At 44.3% G+C, this 21,608-nt stretch carries 18 protein-coding genes and 1 pseudogene; 8 read left to right on the top strand and 11 right to left on the bottom strand.

What is annotated here, in order from left to right:
- Window positions 1-643: 643 nt before the first annotated feature.
- The gene (locus V7K50_RS30100; RefSeq protein WP_334966591.1) at window positions 644-6,085 is read right to left on the bottom strand and encodes a trifunctional serine/threonine-protein kinase/ATP-binding protein/sensor histidine kinase; all 5,442 of its coding nucleotides are present in this window, start codon (window positions 6,083-6,085) and stop codon (window positions 644-646) included.
- Between the two features lie 448 nt (window positions 6,086-6,533).
- Between V7K50_RS30100 and V7K50_RS30095 the strand changes: the two are divergent.
- The 4 genes and pseudogenes from V7K50_RS30095 to V7K50_RS30080 all read left to right on the top strand — a co-directional run.
- A pseudogene (locus V7K50_RS30095) lies at window positions 6,534-6,782 on the top strand (four helix bundle protein); the annotation flags it as partial.
- A gap of 805 nt (window positions 6,783-7,587) precedes the next feature.
- On the top strand, window positions 7,588-8,049 hold the full coding sequence (locus V7K50_RS30090) for a helix-turn-helix transcriptional regulator (protein WP_334966589.1): 462 nt from the start codon (window positions 7,588-7,590) through the stop codon (window positions 8,047-8,049).
- A gap of 42 nt (window positions 8,050-8,091) precedes the next feature.
- A complete protein-coding gene (locus V7K50_RS30085) occupies window positions 8,092-8,241 on the top strand; it encodes a general stress protein (RefSeq protein WP_334966587.1) in 150 nt (49 codons plus the stop codon).
- Window positions 8,238-8,735 carry an NAD(P)/FAD-dependent oxidoreductase gene (locus V7K50_RS30080; protein WP_334966585.1) on the top strand — a complete coding sequence of 166 codons (498 nt, stop codon included), beginning with the start codon at window positions 8,238-8,240 and terminating at the stop codon, window positions 8,733-8,735. Before V7K50_RS30085 ends, V7K50_RS30080 begins: the two co-directional genes overlap by 4 nt.
- Here the strand turns inward: V7K50_RS30080 and V7K50_RS30075 are convergent.
- Window positions 8,717-8,914 carry a hypothetical protein gene (locus V7K50_RS30075; protein ID WP_334966583.1) on the bottom strand — a complete coding sequence of 66 codons (198 nt, stop codon included), beginning with the start codon at window positions 8,912-8,914 and terminating at the stop codon, window positions 8,717-8,719. The genes V7K50_RS30080 and V7K50_RS30075 overlap by 19 nt on opposite strands.
- Window positions 8,915-8,990: 76 nt before the next feature.
- Here V7K50_RS30075 and V7K50_RS30070 point away from each other — a divergent pair, with 76 nt between their 5' ends.
- From V7K50_RS30070 to tehA, 4 genes are all read left to right on the top strand, one after another.
- Window positions 8,991-9,461, top strand: coding sequence for a hypothetical protein (locus V7K50_RS30070; protein WP_334966581.1), 471 nt, complete (start codon window positions 8,991-8,993; stop codon window positions 9,459-9,461).
- Window positions 9,462-9,620: 159 nt separating this feature from the next.
- A complete protein-coding gene (gene gnd, locus V7K50_RS30065; RefSeq protein ID WP_334966579.1) occupies window positions 9,621-10,649 on the top strand; it encodes a phosphogluconate dehydrogenase (NAD(+)-dependent, decarboxylating) in 1,029 nt (342 codons plus the stop codon).
- A 134-nt stretch (window positions 10,650-10,783) separates the two neighbouring features.
- Window positions 10,784-11,731, top strand: coding sequence for a class I fructose-bisphosphate aldolase (locus tag V7K50_RS30060; protein WP_334966577.1), 948 nt, complete (start codon window positions 10,784-10,786; stop codon window positions 11,729-11,731).
- Window positions 11,732-11,911: 180 nt separating this feature from the next.
- A complete protein-coding gene (tehA, locus tag V7K50_RS30055) occupies window positions 11,912-12,889 on the top strand; it encodes a dicarboxylate transporter/tellurite-resistance protein TehA (RefSeq protein ID WP_334966575.1) in 978 nt (325 codons plus the stop codon).
- 205 nt (window positions 12,890-13,094) lie between these two features.
- On the opposite strand, the gene V7K50_RS30050 is transcribed toward tehA, so the two are convergent.
- The 9 genes from V7K50_RS30050 to V7K50_RS30010 form a co-directional block, all read right to left on the bottom strand.
- Complete coding sequence (locus V7K50_RS30050; protein ID WP_334966573.1) at window positions 13,095-14,045, bottom strand: L-lactate dehydrogenase; 951 nt, start codon at window positions 14,043-14,045, stop codon at window positions 13,095-13,097.
- A 74-nt stretch (window positions 14,046-14,119) separates the two neighbouring features.
- Entirely contained in the window at window positions 14,120-15,514 is a 1,395-nt protein-coding gene (locus tag V7K50_RS30045) for a mercuric reductase (protein WP_334966571.1), read from the bottom strand.
- A 165-nt stretch (window positions 15,515-15,679) separates the two neighbouring features.
- Entirely contained in the window at window positions 15,680-16,045 is a 366-nt protein-coding gene (locus V7K50_RS30040) for a hypothetical protein (protein WP_334966569.1), read from the bottom strand.
- Window positions 16,046-16,073: 28 nt separating this feature from the next.
- Window positions 16,074-16,721 (bottom strand): cysteine hydrolase, encoded by a 648-nt coding sequence (locus V7K50_RS30035; RefSeq protein WP_334966567.1) that lies wholly within the window; start codon window positions 16,719-16,721, stop codon window positions 16,074-16,076.
- Between the two features lie 221 nt (window positions 16,722-16,942).
- Window positions 16,943-17,347 carry a DUF302 domain-containing protein gene (locus V7K50_RS30030; protein ID WP_256874698.1) on the bottom strand — a complete coding sequence of 135 codons (405 nt, stop codon included), beginning with the start codon at window positions 17,345-17,347 and terminating at the stop codon, window positions 16,943-16,945.
- A gap of 52 nt (window positions 17,348-17,399) precedes the next feature.
- Entirely contained in the window at window positions 17,400-17,879 is a 480-nt protein-coding gene (locus V7K50_RS30025; RefSeq protein WP_334966566.1) for a nuclear transport factor 2 family protein, read from the bottom strand.
- Window positions 17,880-17,966: 87 nt separating this feature from the next.
- Entirely contained in the window at window positions 17,967-18,362 is a 396-nt protein-coding gene (locus tag V7K50_RS30020) for a DUF6130 family protein (protein ID WP_334966564.1), read from the bottom strand.
- 387 nt (window positions 18,363-18,749) lie between these two features.
- Entirely contained in the window at window positions 18,750-19,742 is a 993-nt protein-coding gene (locus tag V7K50_RS30015; RefSeq protein ID WP_334966562.1) for an alpha/beta hydrolase, read from the bottom strand.
- A gap of 165 nt (window positions 19,743-19,907) precedes the next feature.
- Complete coding sequence (locus tag V7K50_RS30010) at window positions 19,908-21,368, bottom strand: SidA/IucD/PvdA family monooxygenase (RefSeq protein ID WP_334966560.1); 1,461 nt, start codon at window positions 21,366-21,368, stop codon at window positions 19,908-19,910.
- Between the last annotated feature and the right edge of the window lie 240 nt (window positions 21,369-21,608).

Genomic DNA, 21,608 nt, shown 5'->3' with positions numbered 1-21,608 from the left:
TGAGATTTCATTTCCTCAAAGCTTTATGTAGTTTGAGTCTTGGTGTATTTCACCCTGATTCAGGCTCTCAATATTTAGATGCGTTTGCCCTGGGTTTACCTACGGCTTCTACTAATAATTGGGATTTAGTAGCATCTTCATTATTTACCCAAAGTTAGATTTGAAATTATCTAGCACAGCAACTCTTTGGAGTAGATTGGTAACATTTTTTATTTAACTACCAAAAGTCGGTCAAGTTACTGTATTTATACAATATGAACCTACCATAGTTTACCTAAAGAAGCAAGCTTAAGACTATCACCCCTTGTTTTTTATCGTCATATATGCAAATCTCATATTTATAAAATACGATTTATCGGTCTATTTACAGTATTTTATGGCTCAAGAAATTAGAAATTAACTGCCAAGTGCCGATTATAAAGGTTCTGGAAAGCTTGTTTGAGCCTAGCTTTAACAGATGCAGTTTTTTGTTTAAAGTCACTCATTAGTAGATTTTCAGCGATAGCATCCATAAAACTGCCAACTTTTACTTATCTTGACCCCGTAAATCTTGTACTTATATCTTTTAAAACTGTCCCATTGAAATCCCAATGAGGCAGTTTTAAAATTTCTAATATTAATAACCTAATTTATTTTGCCTGCGTTAGACACTTCTTGCTTCTAGCCTTGCCTGAAGGGGGATAGAAACAAGAAATTCAGCCCCTTGTCCGAAAACGGATACACATTCCAACTGTCCTTGATGCTTTTTAGTTACGATTTGGTAACTAATAGATAGCCCTAAACCAGTGCCTTTACCAACAGCTTTGGTAGTAAAAAAGGGTGTGAAGAGTTGCGACCGCACATTTTCACCGATACCAGAACCGTTGTCAGCAATGCGAATGACGGCGACATCACCTTCAACAGTAGTACGAATTGTAATGATACTTGGGTGACGTGCGATATCGGCATAAGTCCGATGTTTATTAAATTCTTCCAAAGAGTCGATCGCATTTGCAAGCAGATTCATAAATACCTGATTCAGTTGTCCAGGGTAGCACTCTACAGGTGGCAGGTTGCCGTACTCCTGTATTACCTGAATTCCGGGAGAGTCTGGCTGGGATTTGAGGCGATTTTGCAAAATCATTAGGGTACTATCAATGCCCTCATGGATATTAACGGCTTTAACTTCAGCTTCGTCTAGGCGGGAAAAGTTTCGTAAAGATAATACAATCTGGCGAATACGATCAGTTCCCACTTTCATTGAAGCCAAGAGCTTAGGTAAGTCTTCCATCAAAAAATCTAAGTCAATTGCATCTATTTCATTCTGAATTTTAGGTGGTAAATTCTGGTTTTGCTGCTGATAGATTTGTACTACACTCATCAAGTCTTTGACATAATTATTAACGTAAGTAAGGTTGCCGTAGATAAAGCTGACTGGGTTATTGATTTCGTGAGCAACGCCTGCTACCAACTGCCCCAAGCTAGACATTTTTTCGCTTTGCACCATCTGGGACTGGGTAAGCTTCAATTCATCAAGTGTCTGCTCTAGCTGCCTTGCTTTCTCACGCGCTTGTGTTTCCGAAATTTCTAACTCCTGAGAGTATATGTGCAAATTTGTGTAGAGCCGAGCATTTTCTATAGAGATGGAAACTTGCGAAGTCAATAAGTTCAGTACCTCTAATCGCTCTGCGGTAAAGACTCCAGTAGTGAGGTTATTTTCCAGGTAAAGAACTCCGGTTAGCTTACCCTGATGAGCGAAAGGCAAACACAAAATTGATTTGGGTTGATTGGCAACAATATAGTCGTCACTTACAAAACGCTCTGTGTGGCTAGCATCGTCTAAAACCAAATTTTCTTTTGTTCTTTCAACATAGTTAATCAGTAAAAGTGGCATTTTATGCTTTACTTGCACCAGACTAGACGAGCGCACTGTCACTCGATCTCGATCAATGCTTCCTTCGGCTTCAATCACCCACTGGTTCTCCCGTTTGACAAGTAGATAACCCATTTGGGCACCAGCATTCTCGATCGCGATCGTCATCATCTTCTCCAGCAGAGGATTTAACTCCATCTCGCTTGAGAGTGCTTGGGATGCTTTAATCGCTGTGCTGATATCTAGAGCTTGGGTTTTAACTTCAGAAATGTCCTGAATCTGCTTTGTAGCCTTACGCCGCTCGACTGTATCTCTAAAAATTTGGGAATATTGTTCGTCCAATTGCCGGACTTTAGCCGTAGCTTGCCACTTTAAATAGCCATAGCGGGCTTCTTTTAAATAAATTTTGGCAAAGTTTTTCCTATCCTTGGCTAAGTAAAATCGAAATGCGAGTTCGTTTGCCAAGGCTTCATTTTGTAAATAACCGTTTTCGGCAGCAGAAGCGATCGCCTTGTCATACAGTTCCATTGCCTGATAATCTTGTTTATAAATCCGAGCAATTTCAGCTTGAATCAGCAGGAATTTGTGTTGATAATTGGTTGGGCAGTGCATTGCCCATTGCTGGAATTTTTCTAAGTTGGCATTTAGTTTATACAGATAAATAACTTGAGTTGCGGTATCTGCCTCCACATAAGCCCCTGCGAAGGCAATACTTTGGTGAAAATAGAAAACAGGATTAATAAAAATTCCTCGCGCTCCCCCAACAAATTTTTCGGCATTCTCTGCATACTTTACAGCTTTGGTATATTCTCCATACCAATTACAGAGCGCAAGTTTATAGATGTAAACTACAAATGCACTCAACATATCCGAAGATGCCAACGCAAACTCTAGCACTTGCCGTTCATCTGCCCAAGTTCCCACAAGTTGATCAATCCTTTCTACTGGCTTAGTTAGATTAGCGATCACTTCCATAGCCAGCAGATGGTAGTTCAACATATTTCTGTCAATTTTGCGGAGGCTAGGAATAAAATCTTCGGCTATTTCTGCGGTTTTTTCTAAAGATTCGTTTCCAAATAATGATTGCCACAAAAAATTAACTGAACAATAACCAGACCATTGATAAGAACCTGTTTCTAAACCACTATTAAATCCCTTTAATAAATAAGGTTTACTCTCGCTAATATGGTCTTTATAGTGACAAACTAAACCGCCCCACATATTCAGAATATTTGCTTCTAATTCCTTCGTTCTTAAAACTTCATGCAAATGCAAAGATAGTTCGCCAAACTCGTAACCTGAATCAACTTCACCATATTGAAACACCAGATTAAAAGCATAAAGCATATAGCCAAATACCGAAATTCGGGAGTTGCCATATTGAACTGAAAGTTGAGTTATATTCATCGATGTGATATGCAACGCTTTAGATCCTAAAAAGTAGGCAATAGGCCAGATTTCTTTTAAGATGCGTTGAGCCATTAACTTCTCTTCGTCTTGCATTGGTGGTAGTTCTGCGAGACTAAAAGTTGAGCGATCGCCAATAACTTTTTTGGTTTGATTAAGTTTTTCTAACAGATATGCATCATCAGGATAAGCTGTAAACTCCAAGCCTAAAAGTTCTAAAGTATTTAGCCCAATTTTATATGCGGAGTTTAAATCATTTTCCATTCGATAACACATAATCCGATATTCATTCACTCGACACATATCAAGAGTAGTTTGAACCTGGCTGAAAGTCTGCTCAAAAATCAGCAAAGCTTCCTCATATTTTCCATTCAAAAATTCTGCTTCTCCAGATTGTAAATATAAAGTTAACGTGAGTAAATAATTATCCTGCCAGCTATTTTCAGGTAGATAGCTCACCCCTGTTTCTAGCAACTTGAGTGCAGTGACAAACGCCGAAGATGATTTTGCTCGCTGACCTGCTTTCAGATTTAATTCTGCCAGTTCATATCTTTCTGCTGGTTCTACAATCAATGAACCGCCAGCATTGAGATGGTTGACGATCTCAAAAAGATGTTCTTCCAACTGGAATTTTTCAGTATTATGTAATAGTAATTTACCTACCTTCAGGTGTACTTGTTTTTGCTGATCGATTGGAATTAAAGAATAGGCAGCTTGCTGAACGCGATCGTGCAAAAATTTATAGTCAACTTGTACAGCAGTATTGCAGTATGTTGCCAATTCCGACTGATTCAACAACTGAGGAATTTTGTAAGTATCGCTCAAAGGAAGAATTAATCCTGCTCGTAAAGCTGACCATAAATCAATTGCTGTTGCTGATGCAGATTTTTCGTTGACTACAGCTAGAATTTCTAAATTAAATCGGTTGCCAACACAAGCAGCTAATTGTAAAACTTGCTGCGTTGGTTCTGACAATCTCTGAATTTTATTCACCATTAAATCGACCACATTATCGGTAATGGCTTGTTCCTCAATTCTGTTGAGATCCCACTGCCATAAACCTGAACGATAATCAAATATCAAAAGATTATCTTGATGCAGTACTTTTAGTAACTGAGTTAAGAAAAAGGGATTACCTTGGGTTTTTTGAAATAGCAAATCAGCTAAGGTTTCTGCCTGAGATGATTCGCAATTGAACGTGTCAGTCAGAAGTTGAGTAATATGAGGTGCAGCTAATGGCTTCAAAAATAACTCTTCAACGGTTGCCCCAAATGCTTGAATTGTCTCTAGCATTAACATCAGTGGATGGGTGGCATTAACTTCGTTATCTCGGTAAGCCCCAATCAGCAATAGATACTGGCTTTCTGGGTCAGTCATCAGATTCTCGACCAGGTTGATAGAGGCGGCATCTGCCCATTGGAGGTCATCTAAAAACAGTACTAAGGGATGTCCAACAGCAGTAAAGGCATGGATAAATTGTTTAAACACCCGATTAAAACGGTTTTGAGACTCAGCAACCCCCAACTGCGGTACAGGCGCTTGCTGTCCAATAATCAGTTCTACTTCCGGGATGACATCAATAATAACTTGACCATTAACTCCCAATGCTCGTAGTAATTTATTTTTCCAAACCTCAACTCTGGCTTGGCTTTCAGCTAACAGTTGTCGCATCAATTCTCGAAATGCTTGAATCAAAGAAGCATAAGGAATATCTCGCTTGAGTTGGTCAAATTTGCCACCGATAAAGTAACCTCGCTGCCGGACAATCGGTTTATGAACTTCGTTAACTAGTGAGGATTTGCCGATACCTGAATATCCTCCTACCAAGACAACTTCGCTCGAACCAAGGGTAACTTTTTCAAAGGCAGCCATTAAAGCTGCTACTTCTACTTCCCGACCATAAAGTTTTTGAGCTATTTGGAATTGATGCGAAAAATCCTGCTGGCCTAGGCTAAAAAGGTCAATGCTACCTTTTGTTTGCAGTTGTATCGTTGCTTGCTCTAAATCAGCCTTTAACCCGTAAGCACTTTGGTAGCGGTCTTCAGCAGTTTTGCTCAGAAGTTTCATTGCGATCGCAGAGATGACCAGTGGTACATTAGGATTAATCTCGTGCGGAGCTACAGGAATTTTCGCAATGTGACAATGCACTAACTCCATTGGGTCTTGAGCATTGTGGAAGGGAAGCTGACCCGTCAGCATTTCGTAGAAACTGACACCTAATGAGTAAAAATCGGTACGATAATCTAAGGTTCGGTTGATACGTCCGGTTTGCTCTGGCGACATATAAGCCAGTGTTCCTTCTAGAAGGTTGAGGCTAGTAATTTCTGGGCTTTCTTTTGATAACAGCGAAGCGATGCTGAAATCAATCAGTTTTATTTTTTCGGTATTGGGGTTATAAAGAATATTTTCGGGCTTAAGATCCTTATGGATAATGTGGTGGGTATGTAACTCTCCCAAAGTTTCAGTAATTTGAGCGGCAATGTTAAGAAATTTTGTCAGTTCAATTCCTGTAGTAGATATTTGATGTTTTAAGGTTTCTCCACCAAAGTCTTCTAAAACCAGTGCTAGACCATTATTGTAGCCGTTGTCATAACTGATTAATTCATGCGCTTTAATTACACCTGCAATATTCAGGTTTTGGATAATTTCGTATTCGTGCTTGAGTTGAGCAATCTCTTTGATAGTCGGATACTCTGCTTTGAGTAGTTTGATAACAACTGAGTGTCTGTTAGCCTTGGAGTCTGCTCGATAAATTACTGTGGCAGCAGCTTCATAAATTAAACTTGTAATACTATAGTCAGGGATGTGAGCAATTAATTTAAACATTAATACTTGTCTGAATGTTGTTTTCTAAGAGATTTTGGTAGTTCCTATGATAGTTCCCATAATTCAAGTCAAGTTAACTCTTCAAATGCTAATTAAGTAAAGATTAGCCTCGCTAATCTTTACCATCACGCAAGGACTATAAACTTTTTCATACTGTGTGTGCAGATCGTTTTTCTACGTAATAGTCTAAGTCTAGTTGTGCTAAATAACTGGCGAATTCACTTACTTGCGTCAGTCTAACAAGTAAATCGAGCATACAACACTGCATTACCTTGTTTAACGACGCGGGTTTACCCTTGCTCCTGATGGTGGAGTTCTGATTCGCCTATTACCTTGCTCTGCTCAATAATTATCTCTACCAGTTCTTGTTTCTATAACTGGTTCAAGCTTTCTCGAGCCAATTGCGATCGCTCTATGCCATTTATGCCAGGACATCTGCATGAAGTGAAATATGGCAGAGGCTTGGCGAAAACGTCGTTATGAGGCAGCTTTTATAGCGAAACTGAATGATTGCGTTCGCGGAGCGTGTCGTAGACAGTCCGAAGCTGCTGAAACTCAGACTTGGATTGAGTTCGCTGTTAAATGTAACTATCTCTCTGTCGAATCAGGTAGAGAACTATATGGAACTTACAACCAAATTTTAGGTGGTCTAGTAAATATGATTGCCAACCCAACACCTTGGTTAATGAAACGTTAGCATTCTTTCTCCTCTGCCCCTTGTCGGTTCGCAGACTAAGTGAAAAATTCTCAACGGAATAATAAGGTTTCTGGCTTGTGTTGTCGCAGACTAATTGAAAATTTCCTTTGACTCTGCACGTAACTGTATTGTAGTATTTTTATCTTAACCTTAGTACAGCCCACCTTAAATGAGGTACGGAATTCACTTTTGGAATGAGTAGCGTCTAGTGTGATATCTCCGCTCACCATAGGCATGGCAATTTTCATTTACAACCCTTTTTTACGATGACGTGTACTTAGTCTTAGTGATTTATTCCAACATCTGTGTCCGAAAATTAAGTAATTTTTCTAATCCAAGCATGCTACACTACAAGCACCTTACATTAGAGGACGCAAATCATCTTAAGTTCAAAGGATTGGTTCGCGACAAGCTATCGCGAACCAATCCCCTTTTCCACATCCCGTGAAAAGTCAGGTAAATTGGCTAAGGTATTGAACTTTAGTATGAATTTAGATTCCAACCTTAGTTGGAGCTAACCTTACATTGATATATGGACTGATTCATCAATCATTGTATTGTACAAAAGTTTCAACTTTGAGTGGACGACAAGTTAGAGTTAATTGCATATATTTAATTCAGGCAAATATTGAGAGCAATTTAGTCAACAGCACGATCGGCTTTACGTCATCGTCAGATCAATTGTGTTATTGATTCTTATTCATGGTCTTCTGGTAACAGAATAATTTCTCAGTATTTCAAACAGCTTAGATCATCTACGAATTGAGTCAGTAATCTCAATCAATATTTCGTTGAGGATAATTTTATGACACGTATGCCATTACTAGTTGGAGATGATTTTGAGTATTCCAAAGTTCCAACTCAGAGTAACTTTTTTGGAAATTCTCCTATTAATCATGCACTCACTGCTGTCGCCCAAGAGGTCGCTAGATTGCTTCAACACGCAAATCCTGTTCAAGCTGATGGCAGCAACCATGCTGAAACAATTGCAATTCGAGCCATAGAACCGGAATACAGCCAAATCCTTACTATTGAAACGTTGACTGAGCGAGAGTTAGAGATATTGCAACTGATTGTTGACGGGTACAGCAATGATGGAATTGCCCAAAATTTGTACATCAGTACAGGTACGGCGAAAACCCATGTTCGCAATATTTTGAAGAAATCCTGTGCGAGCGATGCTGAAGGCAAGGCTTCTCTACGAGAGGCTACGCCAACGCACTCAGGTAGCAAGGGCGCTGCGTGCGATCAGGTCTTGTCCACTTAAAAGATAATGCTGTTTAATTCTCACTCATAAGGAGTCAAATCTATGTTGTGCAAACACGAAACTGTGAAAGTTTTTCCATCCCATGTTGAAGCAGAAACCGCCGTATTAGAACTGCAAAAAGCGGGCTTCGATATGCAAAAGATTTCGATCATCGGTAAAGACTATCAAACCACTGAACATCGATTATTTTGATTGATCCACAAGAACGGTTTGTCTTCAAGCCAATGTTGTATGAACTATTGACAAGTGAATTGTCAGAAGATGTCGTTTGTCCGACTTATAAAGAGTTGCTGCAAGGCAGTGATATTAACTTTGTACAGGACAAAGTAGTGGCGATCAACCTGCAAGAAAAACGTCTTAAGTTAGCTTCTGGCTCAGATTATATCTATGGTCATCTGGTCTTAGCTGTTGGCAGTATTCAGGGTTATTTAGGAACAGAGGGCGCACAAAAAAACGCATTCGCATTTCGGACACAAGAGAATGCGATCGCTCTAGAACGCCAGTTACGAGAATGTTTGCAACGTGCTAGCCAAACGGAAGACGAAACACAACGGCGATCGCTCCTCACGTTTGCTGTCGTTGGGGCAGGCCCCGCAGGGGTAGAAATGGCAGCAACCCTGGCAGATTTGTTACCCGACTGGTACGCCCAACTCGGCGGCGATATTCGTCAAATTCGCATTGGCTGAAGGAAGAAACTTTCCATCGCTATCACAGACCCAAGATGAAGCCAGAAACCATCGCAAAATAGCCTTTTTCTTCGGTTGAACAACGAGAGCGATCGCTCATTCATCTGTGTATGCCACTGGATTAGAGTGAACAACCTCCTCACCGCCGCCAAGCGAAAACTTTGAAGAGTTCCCAGCATCACCTCAGAACCCTATGTTTACAGGGAATCTGACAGATTAACAGTTGATCGATCATCTATTGAAAGAGAAGCACTGATGAAGACACGAACAACAAAACGATTGGTTGGTGGAATCTTAACGATTGGCATGATTGGACTGCTACACTCGCAGCCTCTCTTCGCGCTTACAGTCAGCCAAACTCAACCAAATCCCTCTCAAGACTATGTAATTTCCTACCGGGGCAGTTGGACGGGAACCTTCCGTACTGTCGGTTCTCAGGGGCAGATACTCGTATTTATTGATCCTGCCGGCAAACTGTACGGAAGTTTGAAGTCCAATGATGGTGAGAACTTTGCTCAAATTAGCGGCTACCATCGCGGAAGTAAGTTTCATCTGGTTTTCACTCCTCCACCCAGCAGCCTTAACCAGTTTGGCACTGCTAGTCCTTACACCGTTGATGCAACCGCAAAGTGGGAGCAAGGGGTGAGTCGATTTGTCATCTCAGCCCCAACTAGAACGGGTCACTCACAATTATATACATTTGAGAAATCAATCGATAATCGATAAAACAATACATCGAACGGAGTTGCGATCGCCTCTGGCGACGCTTAAGCCCATCGCCTCCCTTTTGCACAGGTGATGTACTTGAGCAGGAAGGATGAACCAGAATCTTATCTCTAATCAGAACCGACTCTATGCAAACGAGAATTACATTGGAGAAAAATTATGCAGATGGGAGTGATTGGTCTAGGACGTATGGGTGCGAACATTGTTCGGCGACTGCTGCAAAACAACCATGAATGTGTGGTGTTCAATCGCACACCTGATAAAGTGAAACTGCTTACATCAGAAGGGGCGATCGGCACTTACAGCCTGGATGATTTTGTCCAGAAGCTCAATAAACCTCGTGCGATTTGGTTGATGGTGCCAGCTGGAGAACCAACCGAGCAGATGGTGAAGGAACTGGCTGCAAAACTGGATTCCGGCGACATCTTAATTGATGGTGGCAACTCTTACTACATTGACGATATTCGACGGGCAAATGATCTGACGCAAAAGGGCATTCACTACCTAGATGTGGGAACCAGTGGCGGAGTGTGGGGTTTGGAGCGGGGTTATTGCATGATGATTGGTGGATCTCAGACCGTGGTTCAGTATCTCGATCCCATTTTTAAATCATTAGCCCCCGGACGGGGTGATATTCCGCGTACTGCTGGACGGGAAAAGGTGGGCGGTACGGCTGAAGAAGGTTATCTGCACTGCGGAGCGAATGGGGCGGGGCATTTTGTCAAGATGGTGCATAATGGCATCGAATATGGCTTGATGGCAGCCTACGCAGAAGGATTGAATATCTTGCATCACGCCAATGTGGGTAAGCAGAACCGTGTGGCTAATGCTGAAACTACCCCCCTCCGCAATCCTGAACACTATCAGTATGACTTGAATCTGCCTGATATTGCCGAAGTTTGGCGACGGGGCAGTGTAATTGCCTCCTGGCTACTGGATCTAACTGCGATCGCCCTCCTGGAACAACCAGACCTATCAGGCTTTGGGGGGCGCGTGTCTGATTCAGGCGAAGGACGCTGGACGATCGCAGCCGCCATTGATGAAGGTACTCCTGTCCCTGTACTCAGCGCCGCCTTGTATCAACGGTTTAGCTCACGCGGCGAAAATGATTTTGCGGATAAGCTGTTATCTGCCATGCGTTTCCAGTTTGGCGGACACGTAGAACAACAGGCGGAAATAAAATCATGACGATCGCCATTGCACCTCAGTCTCAAGTTTAAAGCTCGGTTCATCCGGCTGAACCTTTTGCGATCGTCTCAATAGATATGTCGTAAGCCCAAAGGAAAGAAGTTTTACCAAACAATAATTTTAGGAGAAACACAATGACTCATCGAGTAAAAGAAATTCTCAGTTGGTATGGCAGTGACAATCCCGGAACGCTGACTAATCTAGCCCGGTTGCTGAATCATGGCAAACTAGCTGGAACTGGCAAAGTCGTCATGCTGCCTGTGGATCAAGGCTTTGAGCATGGGCCAGCTAGCAGTTTTGCGCCCAATCCACCAGCCTATGATCCTCGCTATCATTTTGAGTTAGCGATCGCAGCAGGATGCAATGCCTATGCCGCACCATTAGGATTTTTGGAAGCGGGAGCGCGAGAATTTGCAGGTGAAATTCCCCTAATTCTGAAAGCCAATGATCGCGATGTGTTACTAGCTGAGTCAGATCCAACACAAGCACTCACTGGCAGCGTGGAGGATGCGCTGAGGTTAGGATGTGTGGGGATCGGTTTCACTATCTATCCAGGTTCAGCCCATCGGTTTGAGATGTATCAGCAGATTCGAGCCTGTGCCGAGGTAGCAAAGCGGCATGGATTAGTCGTGATGATTTGGTCTTATGCGCGGGGATCGGGTTTAAGTAAAGTGGGTGAGACAGCGATCGACGTGATTGGCTATGCGGCTCAGATTGCAGCTCAATTGGGCGCTCACATCATCAAGGTAAAGCTACCAAACGAACACGTCGAACAGGATGCAGCCCGCAAGGTGTATGAGCAAGAACAAATTCCGATCGCAACATTATCTCAACGAGTGCATCATGTGGTGCAATGTGCCTTTAACGGACGGCGGATTGTGATTTTTTCGGGTGGGGCGATCGACAGTGATGATGCTTTCCTCAATGAAGTTCGTGCCATTCATGCCGGACATGGATTTGGTTCGATTATCGGACGCAATTCTTTCCAGCGTTCCAAGCCAGATGCACTGCGATTGCTCAACACAATCATGGATATTTACAGTGAACAGTCTGAGACCATTCGCACTCCTGCACTGACCTAATTTGTCTATCAAGACTGTTTTGATGAGTTTGCAATCGAAATCGATCAAAACAGCCTAAAAATTGGGTTTGTTGTCTCTATTACAAACCGACTCCTCACCTTGAAGCAATCTTTCCCACCCTAATATGCCTGACTTTTTTCATCGCTTGCATCTCTCTACTGTTGCCAGGAAAGCTAAATCATGAGAAAATCCCGTCCAAAGCCTACTCTATTGAAAGATTATCGTGCCATCATTCCTGCTTCCTTTTTTGGCATGATTCTGGGTTTGGCAGGATTAGGTAGTTGCTGGCGAGTAGCTGCTAAACTTTGGCACTTGCCTACCTGGATTGGCGAAGCAATTATGCTGCTGACAATTGCAATCTGGCTCGTATTGTTGCTGCTTTATGTGGGTAAATGGCTGTGGGCGAGAGCAGATGCCTTAGCTGAATTTGAGCATCCTGTTTTGTGTTGCTTTATCGGCTTAGTGCCTGTGTCTACGATGTTTGTGGCGCTAGCGATCGCACCCTACTCTCGTGCGATCGCCATCACATTATTTGTTGTCGGTGCAATTGGTCAGTTAAGCTTTGGCGTGTATCGTTCCGGTCAGCTATGGATGGGAGGACGTAAGCCAGAAATAATTACACCCATTCTCTACCTCTCTACAGTCGCGGGTAGTTTTGTCAGTGCGATCGTTGCTAGTACCCTCGGTTATCGAGAGTGGGGCCCGTTCTTTTTTGGAGGAGGGCTGTTTTCGTGGCTAGCACTGGAGTCGATGATTATGCAGCGCCTCTACTTGTTAGAAGCGTTGCCTAAACCACTACGTCCAACGCTGGGCATTCAACTTGCCCCCCCTGTCGTTGGCTGTGTTGCTTATTTGAGTATCACCAGTGGTCAGCCCGATGCCTTTGCCCAGTTTCTCTTCGGTTATGGACTGTTGCAAGCGCTGATTCTACTGCGGTTGCTACCGTGGTTATTTCAACAACCCTTTACAGCTTCCTACTGGGCATTCACCCTCGGCATTGCTGCCCTGTCGCTAGCATCTTTGCGCCTTGTTGAACGCGGCATGACTGGAGTGATGCAAGAATTGGCACTACTGCTATTCATTGGCGCAAATATTGCGATCGGCAGTATTGCTCTAGGGACAGTGCGGCTCTTGCTACGGGGCAAATTACTAAGCTAACGATCGTTCATTTTTCCAGAACACATTGGGAGTAGAACTTATGTCTGCAACAACTAAGCAAAATGACACTAAATCGTTCGTTTACCTCGAATTGATATTCCTGTAGAAAATCGATTTAGGTAAATCACTTGTTATCTCACTAAAAACCGTTTCGATGTAATGCCGAGTAGCCGAGTGCCGAGTAGTCAAGGGTTACAATTTGATTTTAATTATGCAAAGAATTATGGGCTTCATTGAGTTTATTAGCTGATTCTTCTAATAAGCGTTGTTCATAAGCATTTCTTGATAACAGCAGTTGGCGCTCAATACCTGTTGAGCCAATGATACATGGAAGTCCAAGAACAACTTCACTGCCAACTCCATAGTTAGAATCTGCTCTGGCCGATACTGGAAATATCTGCTTTTCATCTCGCAGGATGGTATCAACTAACTGACAAACTACTGTTGATATACCATAGCTTGTATTTCCTTTGCGTTCAAAAATGTTATAGCCTCTTTTACGAGTTAACTGTGCGTACTCTTGCTGAATTTGTTCTAGCGTTGCTCCTTGTGGTATGGGAAATTCAGTTAACAAAATTCCCCCAATAAATGCACTAGACCAAACGACAAATTCACTATCTCCATGCTCTCCAATCACATAAGCATGAACGTCTTGTTTTGCAACATTCAGCCGCTTTCCAAGTTGATATCTCAGTCTAGCAGTATCAAGAACAGTTCCCGAACCGAAAATTAGGTTTTCTGCTCTGGTGGAAGTAGCGATCGCAATCCGCGTGAGTACATCCACTGGATTGCTAACGATAAGTACGATTGAATTCGGTGCAACTCGATCCAATTCTTTGATTGTCGAACGTATAATCTGTGCATTGTCACTCAATGTATCTAATCGCGTCTGTCCTTGTTTTTGCTGCACCCCAACAGTCACAATAATGATATCTGAATCAGCTAAATCTTCATACTGATTTGATGGCATGATTTCCATCTCTTTAAGTAGAGGAATGCTATCTTCAATATCCCATGCTTGCCCCTCAGCTTTTGATAAGGTTCGGTCAAAAAGGACAACCCTTACACATTTACCGAGTAGAACTAAAGCATTTGCAACGTCTGCACCTACATTACCTGCACCAATAATACCGACTTTAGATGTTTTACTAATCATGCTATATCTACTTGATCTTCAAGAGTAAAATGTCGTTTATTTGGTAAGTCCTTGAGTCTGCAATTGCTGTCTTTTTACAACTTGGAAAACAATATATTTAACCCTTCGGTCATCGTGGGATGAGTCAAAATACCATCGCGCAGAACAGTGTAGGGCATCTGAGCTTGCATCACCATCTGCACTGTTGAAATCACTTCACCTGCTTCATGACACAACAGGGAACACCCTAGAATACGACCTGTATCTGTATCTACGATCGCCTTCAAAAGTCCATCGGTTTGACCGAGTGTTCTTGCTCTAGGAATGGCTGACGCATCTATCTTCGCCACGCGGATTGTATATCCTTGTTGCTGTGCTTCAGTTTCAGTCAAACCCACATGAGCCAGTTCTGGATCGATGAACAGACAGGATGGCACTAAGCGATCGCCTGTACTCCGGTTGCTCCCATCAATTAAATTAGCTTTGATAATGCGATAATCGTCGAGCGATATATGGGTGTATTGCGGCCCGCCATTAATATCGCCTAACGCCCAAATCCCCGGAATGTTCGTCTCCAGGCGATCATTGACTTGAATAAATCCGCGTGTATCGGTTGCCACACCAGCAGCAGCTAAATTTAAGCTATCGATATTGGGCGCACGACCAACGGCGACGAGCAAATGCGACCCTTGGAGGCTGAGAGAGCGATCGCCAACTTGGATTTGCAGGATGGTTTCATTACCAGTGCGATCAACCCTCAACACCTTCGCTTTTAATAAGAATTCAATACCATCTTGTTCTAGCAGTGTTTGAACTGCGATCGCTATATCTCGATCTTGCTGTGACAGAATTTGCTCACTTTGCCCAATGACAGTAACGCTAGAGCCAAAGCGCCGAAACATCTGGGCAAACTCCAAACCAATATAGCTACTACCGAGAACAATCAGGTGTTCAGGCAAATATTCTAGCTCCATAATCGACTCACTTGTCAAAAATCCAGCTTCTGTGAGTCCGGGTACAGATGGAATTAACGGTCGTGTGCCTGTATTAATAAATAAGCGTTCGGCGGTAAGTAAGTGATTGTTCCCCTCAGTCGTCGTTACTGCGATCGTTTTGGGAGCAACAAACCTTGCTTCGCCAATGATCAAGTTGCTATCCAGAGCCGTTTCTAAATTGTGCAAGTTCATTTCACGCATCCCTTGCACAACCGATCGTTTTCGTTGAATCACCTCTGCTAAATTAACGCTGGGTGTATTGGTTTTAACCCCATAAGCGGCACTTTTTCGCACTGTGTTTGCGACATTGGCACTCGCCACCATAGTTTTAGTAGGAATGCAGGCGATATTGATGCACCCGCCACCAATCATATTTAAACTGCGTTCAACCAGAGCGGTTTTACGTCCGTCAGCAACTAGCGCTGGTGCTAGTGTTTTACCCGCTTTGCCGCCGCCGATAATAATGTCGTCATAGTGTTGAGTGTCCACTTCCATATCCTTTGGGTTTGATCGGGTGAATACAATTTCTAGAAGGTGTTATGAATTTCAGAAAAAACTGGCTGACTAAGAGGATTTTAGCGATCGCGTATTTGGCGAGCGTAACTCAAGATGCTTGCCCTAGCTGGGTTTCCAAAAAGTGCATAACACCCGCTAAAAGATTCAACTTTTTCTACAAGCTTGCTTCATCACAATACGGTTGTTTTTATACACCTCTAAAGTTCCAGCCTGCGGATTATCTAACGTGCCATCCCACACCGAATATTTATAAATTCCACTCCGAAACTTATACACTCGAACACCTTCTGTCGCTTGGCTAGTTCCTTTGCCCAAACTTAAATTACCGTTGGGGCTGGTTGCGCGATAGAGTAGTTCACCGGAATTATAATTCTGCCAAATATTGATGTTATACCCACCCCGGCATTTTGTACTCAGGATGAGGCCAGCAGTAGAATCAGCAGAAGCAGGTAAGGAAAAATTAGCTAAGATACTGATTGGCAGAGCCAGGAGTAACGCGGATGTTTTCATAAGTGTTGTAAAATTAATGAGTTTGACATTACTGCATTGCTGCTACAACTTCATCTGTAGAAAGGACTGCATTGGCAATATAGCCAAAGTTGATCAGTGCTGCCTTGTAGCCATCGCCCAGTTGCGGATGCCGAGGGGCTGCTGTTGCATCTTTGACAACAAGAACCTCAAATCCCTGTTCGAGCAATTCGCGTAGGTGAGCTTCAACACAAAGATTTGCCAACATTCCAAGTATAATGACTTTGCTGATGTTGCGTTTACGCAGTTGCAAAACGAGGTCGTTAGTTTGCGGCCCATAGACTTTGTGCGGACTGGCCACAATCGTCTTGCCATCCTCAATGAAGGGCTTATAGCGATCGAGCCAGTCAGCACCCGATCCCAGGAATCCATCGAGGCTCAATGCACCACGGCGATCGAACTCCTTAACCTCAAGCATCATTTGCTCTAGGTTTCCGGCAAATTTCCAACTATAGTCGGTGGGGTAGTAATAGTGAGGGGAGATAAAAACTTCAAATCCATTCTGCTTCGCGGCTTTGAAGATTCGCTCAATGTTTTCGATGGTGTTGTTATCCTTAACACTCTCACCCACCAAATCCCAGGAAACCCCTTTTTCGCTCAAGACATCGTTTTGCGGATCGATGACAACTACTGCGGTGTCATTCTTGTTGATGTTCATGGTTTTTCTCGTTGCTTGTTGATTTTCACCGTTCTCTTTCTTAAAAACCACCCGCGATATGCAGCGTTTTCCCAATGATTCAGAATCAGAATATCTTGGTTGTCAGGGCGATCGCGGTGGGCAAATTATCTGGCAGTAATCGCCCTATTTCAGACTTTGACACCACTGCCTAAATGCTGTTTCTAAAAGGCCAAGGTGCGATCGCGTGCCAATTCTGCAACTTATTGGCGATCGGCGGAACTAAGTGCTTGATAGATTAAAGGTGCAATGATAGCGATATTTTTCACCAACTCATCCGAGAGAGAAAATCGCTGTTTTAAGTAATTAGGATCGTTGTAACTCACCCACACCTTGCCGTCAGTCGCTTCCCATGCAAGTACTTTCAGGGGTAAGTCCAGGGCGATCGTTGGTTCTGCCACCATGAGAGAAGTTCCAGCTTTCGGATTGCCAAACAGCAACAACTGTGTAGGACACAGGCTTAGTCCGACTTTTTCGGCTTCAGCCTGTTGATCGATGCGGGCAAAAATGGTGATGCCTTTTACTTGAAGGACAGCTTCTAATCGATCAATGGTTACAGGCACTGAATATTGACTAAGCTGGCTAATGATGCCGTTGTTTGCATTCATAGCAGTTGACTTCTTGTAAGATAAAAACTGGGTGATATGGTCGTTGGGCTTTTCAAAGATTGAGGTCTGACAATCCGGGGTGATCGTCAGGACGACGACCCAATATCCAGTGGAATTTGCGATCGCTCTTTGAAATTGGCAGGTCGTTGATGCTGGCAATACGCCATCGCATGAATCCATGTTCGTCAAACTCCCAATTCTCATTGCCGTAAGAACGGAACCAGTTGCCGGAATCATCATGCCATTCGTAAGCAAATCGGACAGCAATGCGGTTGTCTTGAAAAGCCCAAAGCTCTTTGATCAGACGGTAGTCTAATTCTTTAAGCCACTTACATGTCAAGAATTGTGCGATCGCCTCACGACCAGATAGAAATTCTGAACGGTTGCGCCAAACGCTATCCGACGTGTAAGCGAGTGATACTAGTTCAGGGTTACGTGTGTTCCAAGCATCCTCTGCAATTCGGACTTTTTGGATAGCGGATTCACGATCGAAAGGCGGCAGGGGTAGTCGAGAATTTTCAGGGTTGTTCATAGTATGTAAGCGAATGACTACCACCCGCGATGTGCAGCGTTTCCGCAGAAGCCCCCGTCACAACTGCGATTTTTCCCTCTAGTTTTTTCATGATGATTTCTTAAAATCGGGCAGCGTGAACTCCACAGTTTCGCTAGTGATTACTTTGTGTGTGGGGTCAGCTAGTTCGATCAGCACCTTGTGTACGCCAGGTTCCAGTCCGACCAGGATGATCGTTTCCCCACTGGCATCGACAAAGTGCCACGGCGCGTCATCAACGGTAATGTGGATATGACCGATGCGCGGCGATACTTCGAGGGCACTTTTGCCAAACACTGGCAACACACGCAAATTCTCCGTCCGGTACTGGATGAAGACGCGACCCTGTGCTAGCGGTTCGGGAAGCGGTGGATCGACAATCAGCTTGGGTGGTGCTTCGTTTTCAATCGCAATCAACGGTGATGATCCGATAATGTCTCTAGCGCTCGGTGTGTGGCTGTTCATCAGAAAAATGGTTAGAAACCCCGTCATAAAGGACGGCTTTACATGGAATGTGGTAAATAGGTCGGTGAGGGTGTCAAAGCAGGTAATTACCTGAGAGTAGTTTGTATTACGATCAAATGGCACTAAGATAAGCCGAAAGTCTTGTTTTACCTGGTTCCCAGCCTGTAGGCTGGGAATGTATTTCGAGAGGCTCTGCCTCTGATCAAGCCTTTGGAGGCAGAGGCTCTCAGAATTAGTTCCTAGCCTGGAGGCTGGGAAGCAGTCACGGCAAGGGCTGTGTCTTAACTTAGTACCATTCTGCTTTACCCTTTTCCCCTACGCTAACTCAGTAAGCAGCAAAGCGATGGAGGAGCGTCTTTTCATTTCCCCAAAAACATCGATCGCTTCCTATTGCAGATGTTTCTTCAATTCAGCAGCAGCTTGAACAAACAGAGAGCGGACTTGTGGCAGCTCGGCTAAACCATTGAGCAGCCCAAAGTCATGAATCATGCCGTTGTAGCGCACGGTTGTCACTTTCACTCCAGCCTCATCGAGCTTGCGTCCATAGGCTTCGCCACCGTCACGCAAGATATCGCTTTCTCCAACCTGAATGAGCGCAGGCGGTAATCCTTGCAGTTGGTCGACCGTAGCCTGTAAGGGGGAGGCATAGATATCTTGGCGCTTTTCTGGGTCAGCGATGTACATGTCATACATCCACTTCATTAACGGCGTAGTCAGGAACCGTTTGTCACCAAATTGATGATAAGAATCCGTTTCAAAACTAGCATCGACGATCGGCCACATCATGATTTGTAGCTTAATGTGTGGTCCTCCTTTTTCTTTCGCCTTCAAAGCAGTGACTGCTGTCATATTTCCGCCGACACTGTTTCCGACTACTGCCAGATTTTTGCCATCAACATTAATCTCCTCACCATGCTCGGCTACCCATTTGGTAGCGGCATATATCTCATTGACAGCCTGCGGATACTGAGCATCTGGAGTTCGAGTGTAGTTGACAAAGACAGCTGCAAAACCTGAAAGCACAACCAGATCGCGAACCATGCGCTTGTGTGTTGGATAATCACCCAACACCCAACCACCACCATGAATAAAGATGAAAACAGGCAATGTGCCTTTGATGCCTTCCGGTCGCACGATATTGAGCGTAATCGAATAACCGTCAGCAATAATTTTCTTCTCAGACTCTTCAATGCCTGAAAGGTCTACTGGAACAGAAGCCTGTGCATCCACGAGTACTTGACGTGCTTCGAGTGGAGGTAATGTCTCTAGCGGCACACCTCCTGAATTCAGCACTTTCAAAAATTCCTTCACTCCTTTAGAAAGACGTGGATCGTCTGCAACTTCCAAAATCTTTGCTTGTGAATTTACTTGAGCAACCATGACATTCTCCTTTGATAATTAGTAAACAATCTGTTGAAATGACACTGTTAAGTGAATTGGTTTAACAGTGATGCTCGATCGGCAGCGATCATGAAATGGCGATCGCTTTCTACTGACATCGTTTCCCAGCCGGAATTATTTGTTACTGGTGAAAAGGTTGTTGACCTAGCGGGACGCTGCCTCGATCGGTTGTTTCCACACCGCAGCAGCATAGAGCGAGTCCTCAAAATCAGGGGCAATATCGCCTGTGATACGTGCCTCATGATGCGCCCAGTCCTTAAAGAACAAGTCGTGACTGATGCGCGATACTATTGCAGGTACGTCGCGGCGGATACTATGGATGTCACCAACTGGCAATCCGAAGCTGACCAAACCAGCAGGATTAAATACGTGAATGTCTTTCAGATAAGGGGCAGTGCCAGGTACTTTTTCTTGGTATTCGTGGGCGCTACCGAGGTAAGGATGTGCCCCCAAACCGTCGTCGCGCAGGTCTTCTGGTGGCTGGTAGCGATCGCGCCAGAGGGCAATATGCTGGGCAAAGTCGGCTAGTTCGGGACGCTTTGTTGGGTCAACGAAGTAACCAGTGCCAGCGATCGCAAAATCAAACTCGAAAACATCATCGTTCACCTGGATGGCAATGCGTTCGCCTTTGGCGGCGGCTTCCGCATCGCCCAGTTTCCGTGCCGATTTCCAAGGTGCAGATAGATGGATGTGAAAGTTCGGGAAAGCGATCGCTCGCTTAATCGAGTTCGGGGGTGGCGCGGTGCCTGCTTGACGAAAGTGCCAAGCCTGGAACCATCGGGCTGCATCGGGTAGTTGGGGATAGTTGTCGTAAGCACCAGGGTAATCCCGTACCCGAAGGACTGACAGAGATGCGATCGCCGATCGCCGTACAAATAGATGTACTGCCTTAGCTCCCGATTCCAGCGCCACTGCTGCTGCATCGAAAGCTGAAGCCGCCGCACCCAGCACCGCCACAGTCTTACCGCGCAGTGCTTCAAAATCGATGGCATCGGCGGTATGTGCGTACAACGTGCGGGGTAAGTCAGCCAGTATTGGAGGTATGTACGAACCACCCGTGCCAGCCACGCCATTGGCGAAGATAATTTTGCGGGTAGTCTCTATCTGCGGGACACCGTTTACCTCAAGGTGTAGGCGGAAGAAACCTGCGACTGGTTCAATCCGCACCAACTTCGTCTGGTAACGAACCTGGATACCCAGGAAATGCCGATACCAACTGAGGTACTCAGCCCAAGCCACTCGCTCAATGCGATCGATCTCTGCGTAGGCTGCCGCACCGTGCCGCGCTTCGTACCAGGCTTGAAAGGACAATTCTGGGATGCCTAGTTCTGGCCCAGGCAGATGTTTCGGTGTGCGGAGCGTTCTCATCCGCGCTCGCGTCAACCACACGCCTGCATGAGCCTCGTCATCGGCTGCATCGATCTCCGTCACGCGACCGATCCCAGCACGTCGTAGCGCAAATACAAAGGTGCTACCGCTACCGCTCCCACCTATTATAGTGACATTGTGATCGATGCCAGGGCGATCGGGCACCCAGTTTTCGGGATCGGGACCGAGCAGGCGTAGTGCTTCGCGGGCAGTAAAATCGGAATTGCTCGTTGTCATATTGATCTCCTCATATCTCGTTGCGATAGATGGAAGAATCGGAATAGCAGACAATTAAGCTGTTAAGCTAACGCGCCTACATATTGCACTATTTTCCGTGTAGACCGTGATTAGTCATCAGTCATTAGTCATTAGTGTTTACTAAGGTATTGTCATAAAAAAAATACCTCTGTTGACGAGTTTCGACTTCGCTCAACTCTCGACTGCTCAGTTGGTTGAGCGAAGTCGAAACCAACGGCT

Origin of the sequence: Nostoc sp. (genome assembly GCF_036917135.1) — a bacterium.
Lineage (GTDB): Bacteria > Cyanobacteriota > Cyanobacteriia > Cyanobacteriales > Nostocaceae > Nostoc.
Note: the sequence above shows the minus strand (reverse complement) of the source record. Positions and strands in the feature narration are given on the sequence as shown.

What these genes read in the sequence shown, in the direction of transcription:
- V7K50_RS30100 (WP_334966591.1), bottom strand. Translation starts at nt 6,085, where the DNA reads ATGTTTAAATTAATTGCTCACATCCCTGACTATAGTATTACAAGTTTA.
- V7K50_RS30090 (WP_334966589.1), top strand. Translation starts at nt 7,588, where the DNA reads ATGACACGTATGCCATTACTAGTTGGAGATGATTTTGAGTATTCCAAA.
- V7K50_RS30085 (WP_334966587.1), top strand. Translation starts at nt 8,092, where the DNA reads ATGTTGTGCAAACACGAAACTGTGAAAGTTTTTCCATCCCATGTTGAA.
- V7K50_RS30075 (WP_334966583.1), bottom strand. Translation starts at nt 8,914, where the DNA reads ATGCTGGGAACTCTTCAAAGTTTTCGCTTGGCGGCGGTGAGGAGGTTG.
- V7K50_RS30070 (WP_334966581.1), top strand. Translation starts at nt 8,991, where the DNA reads ATGAAGACACGAACAACAAAACGATTGGTTGGTGGAATCTTAACGATT.
- gnd (WP_334966579.1), top strand. Translation starts at nt 9,621, where the DNA reads ATGCAGATGGGAGTGATTGGTCTAGGACGTATGGGTGCGAACATTGTT.
- V7K50_RS30060 (WP_334966577.1), top strand. Translation starts at nt 10,784, where the DNA reads ATGACTCATCGAGTAAAAGAAATTCTCAGTTGGTATGGCAGTGACAAT.
- tehA (WP_334966575.1), top strand. Translation starts at nt 11,912, where the DNA reads ATGAGAAAATCCCGTCCAAAGCCTACTCTATTGAAAGATTATCGTGCC.
- V7K50_RS30050 (WP_334966573.1), bottom strand. Translation starts at nt 14,045, where the DNA reads ATGATTAGTAAAACATCTAAAGTCGGTATTATTGGTGCAGGTAATGTA.
- V7K50_RS30045 (WP_334966571.1), bottom strand. Translation starts at nt 15,514, where the DNA reads ATGGAAGTGGACACTCAACACTATGACGACATTATTATCGGCGGCGGC.
- V7K50_RS30040 (WP_334966569.1), bottom strand. Translation starts at nt 16,045, where the DNA reads ATGAAAACATCCGCGTTACTCCTGGCTCTGCCAATCAGTATCTTAGCT.
- V7K50_RS30035 (WP_334966567.1), bottom strand. Translation starts at nt 16,721, where the DNA reads ATGAACATCAACAAGAATGACACCGCAGTAGTTGTCATCGATCCGCAA.
- V7K50_RS30030 (WP_256874698.1), bottom strand. Translation starts at nt 17,347, where the DNA reads ATGAATGCAAACAACGGCATCATTAGCCAGCTTAGTCAATATTCAGTG.
- V7K50_RS30025 (WP_334966566.1), bottom strand. Translation starts at nt 17,879, where the DNA reads ATGAACAACCCTGAAAATTCTCGACTACCCCTGCCGCCTTTCGATCGT.
- V7K50_RS30020 (WP_334966564.1), bottom strand. Translation starts at nt 18,362, where the DNA reads ATGAACAGCCACACACCGAGCGCTAGAGACATTATCGGATCATCACCG.
- V7K50_RS30015 (WP_334966562.1), bottom strand. Translation starts at nt 19,742, where the DNA reads ATGGTTGCTCAAGTAAATTCACAAGCAAAGATTTTGGAAGTTGCAGAC.
- V7K50_RS30010 (WP_334966560.1), bottom strand. Translation starts at nt 21,368, where the DNA reads ATGACAACGAGCAATTCCGATTTTACTGCCCGCGAAGCACTACGCCTG.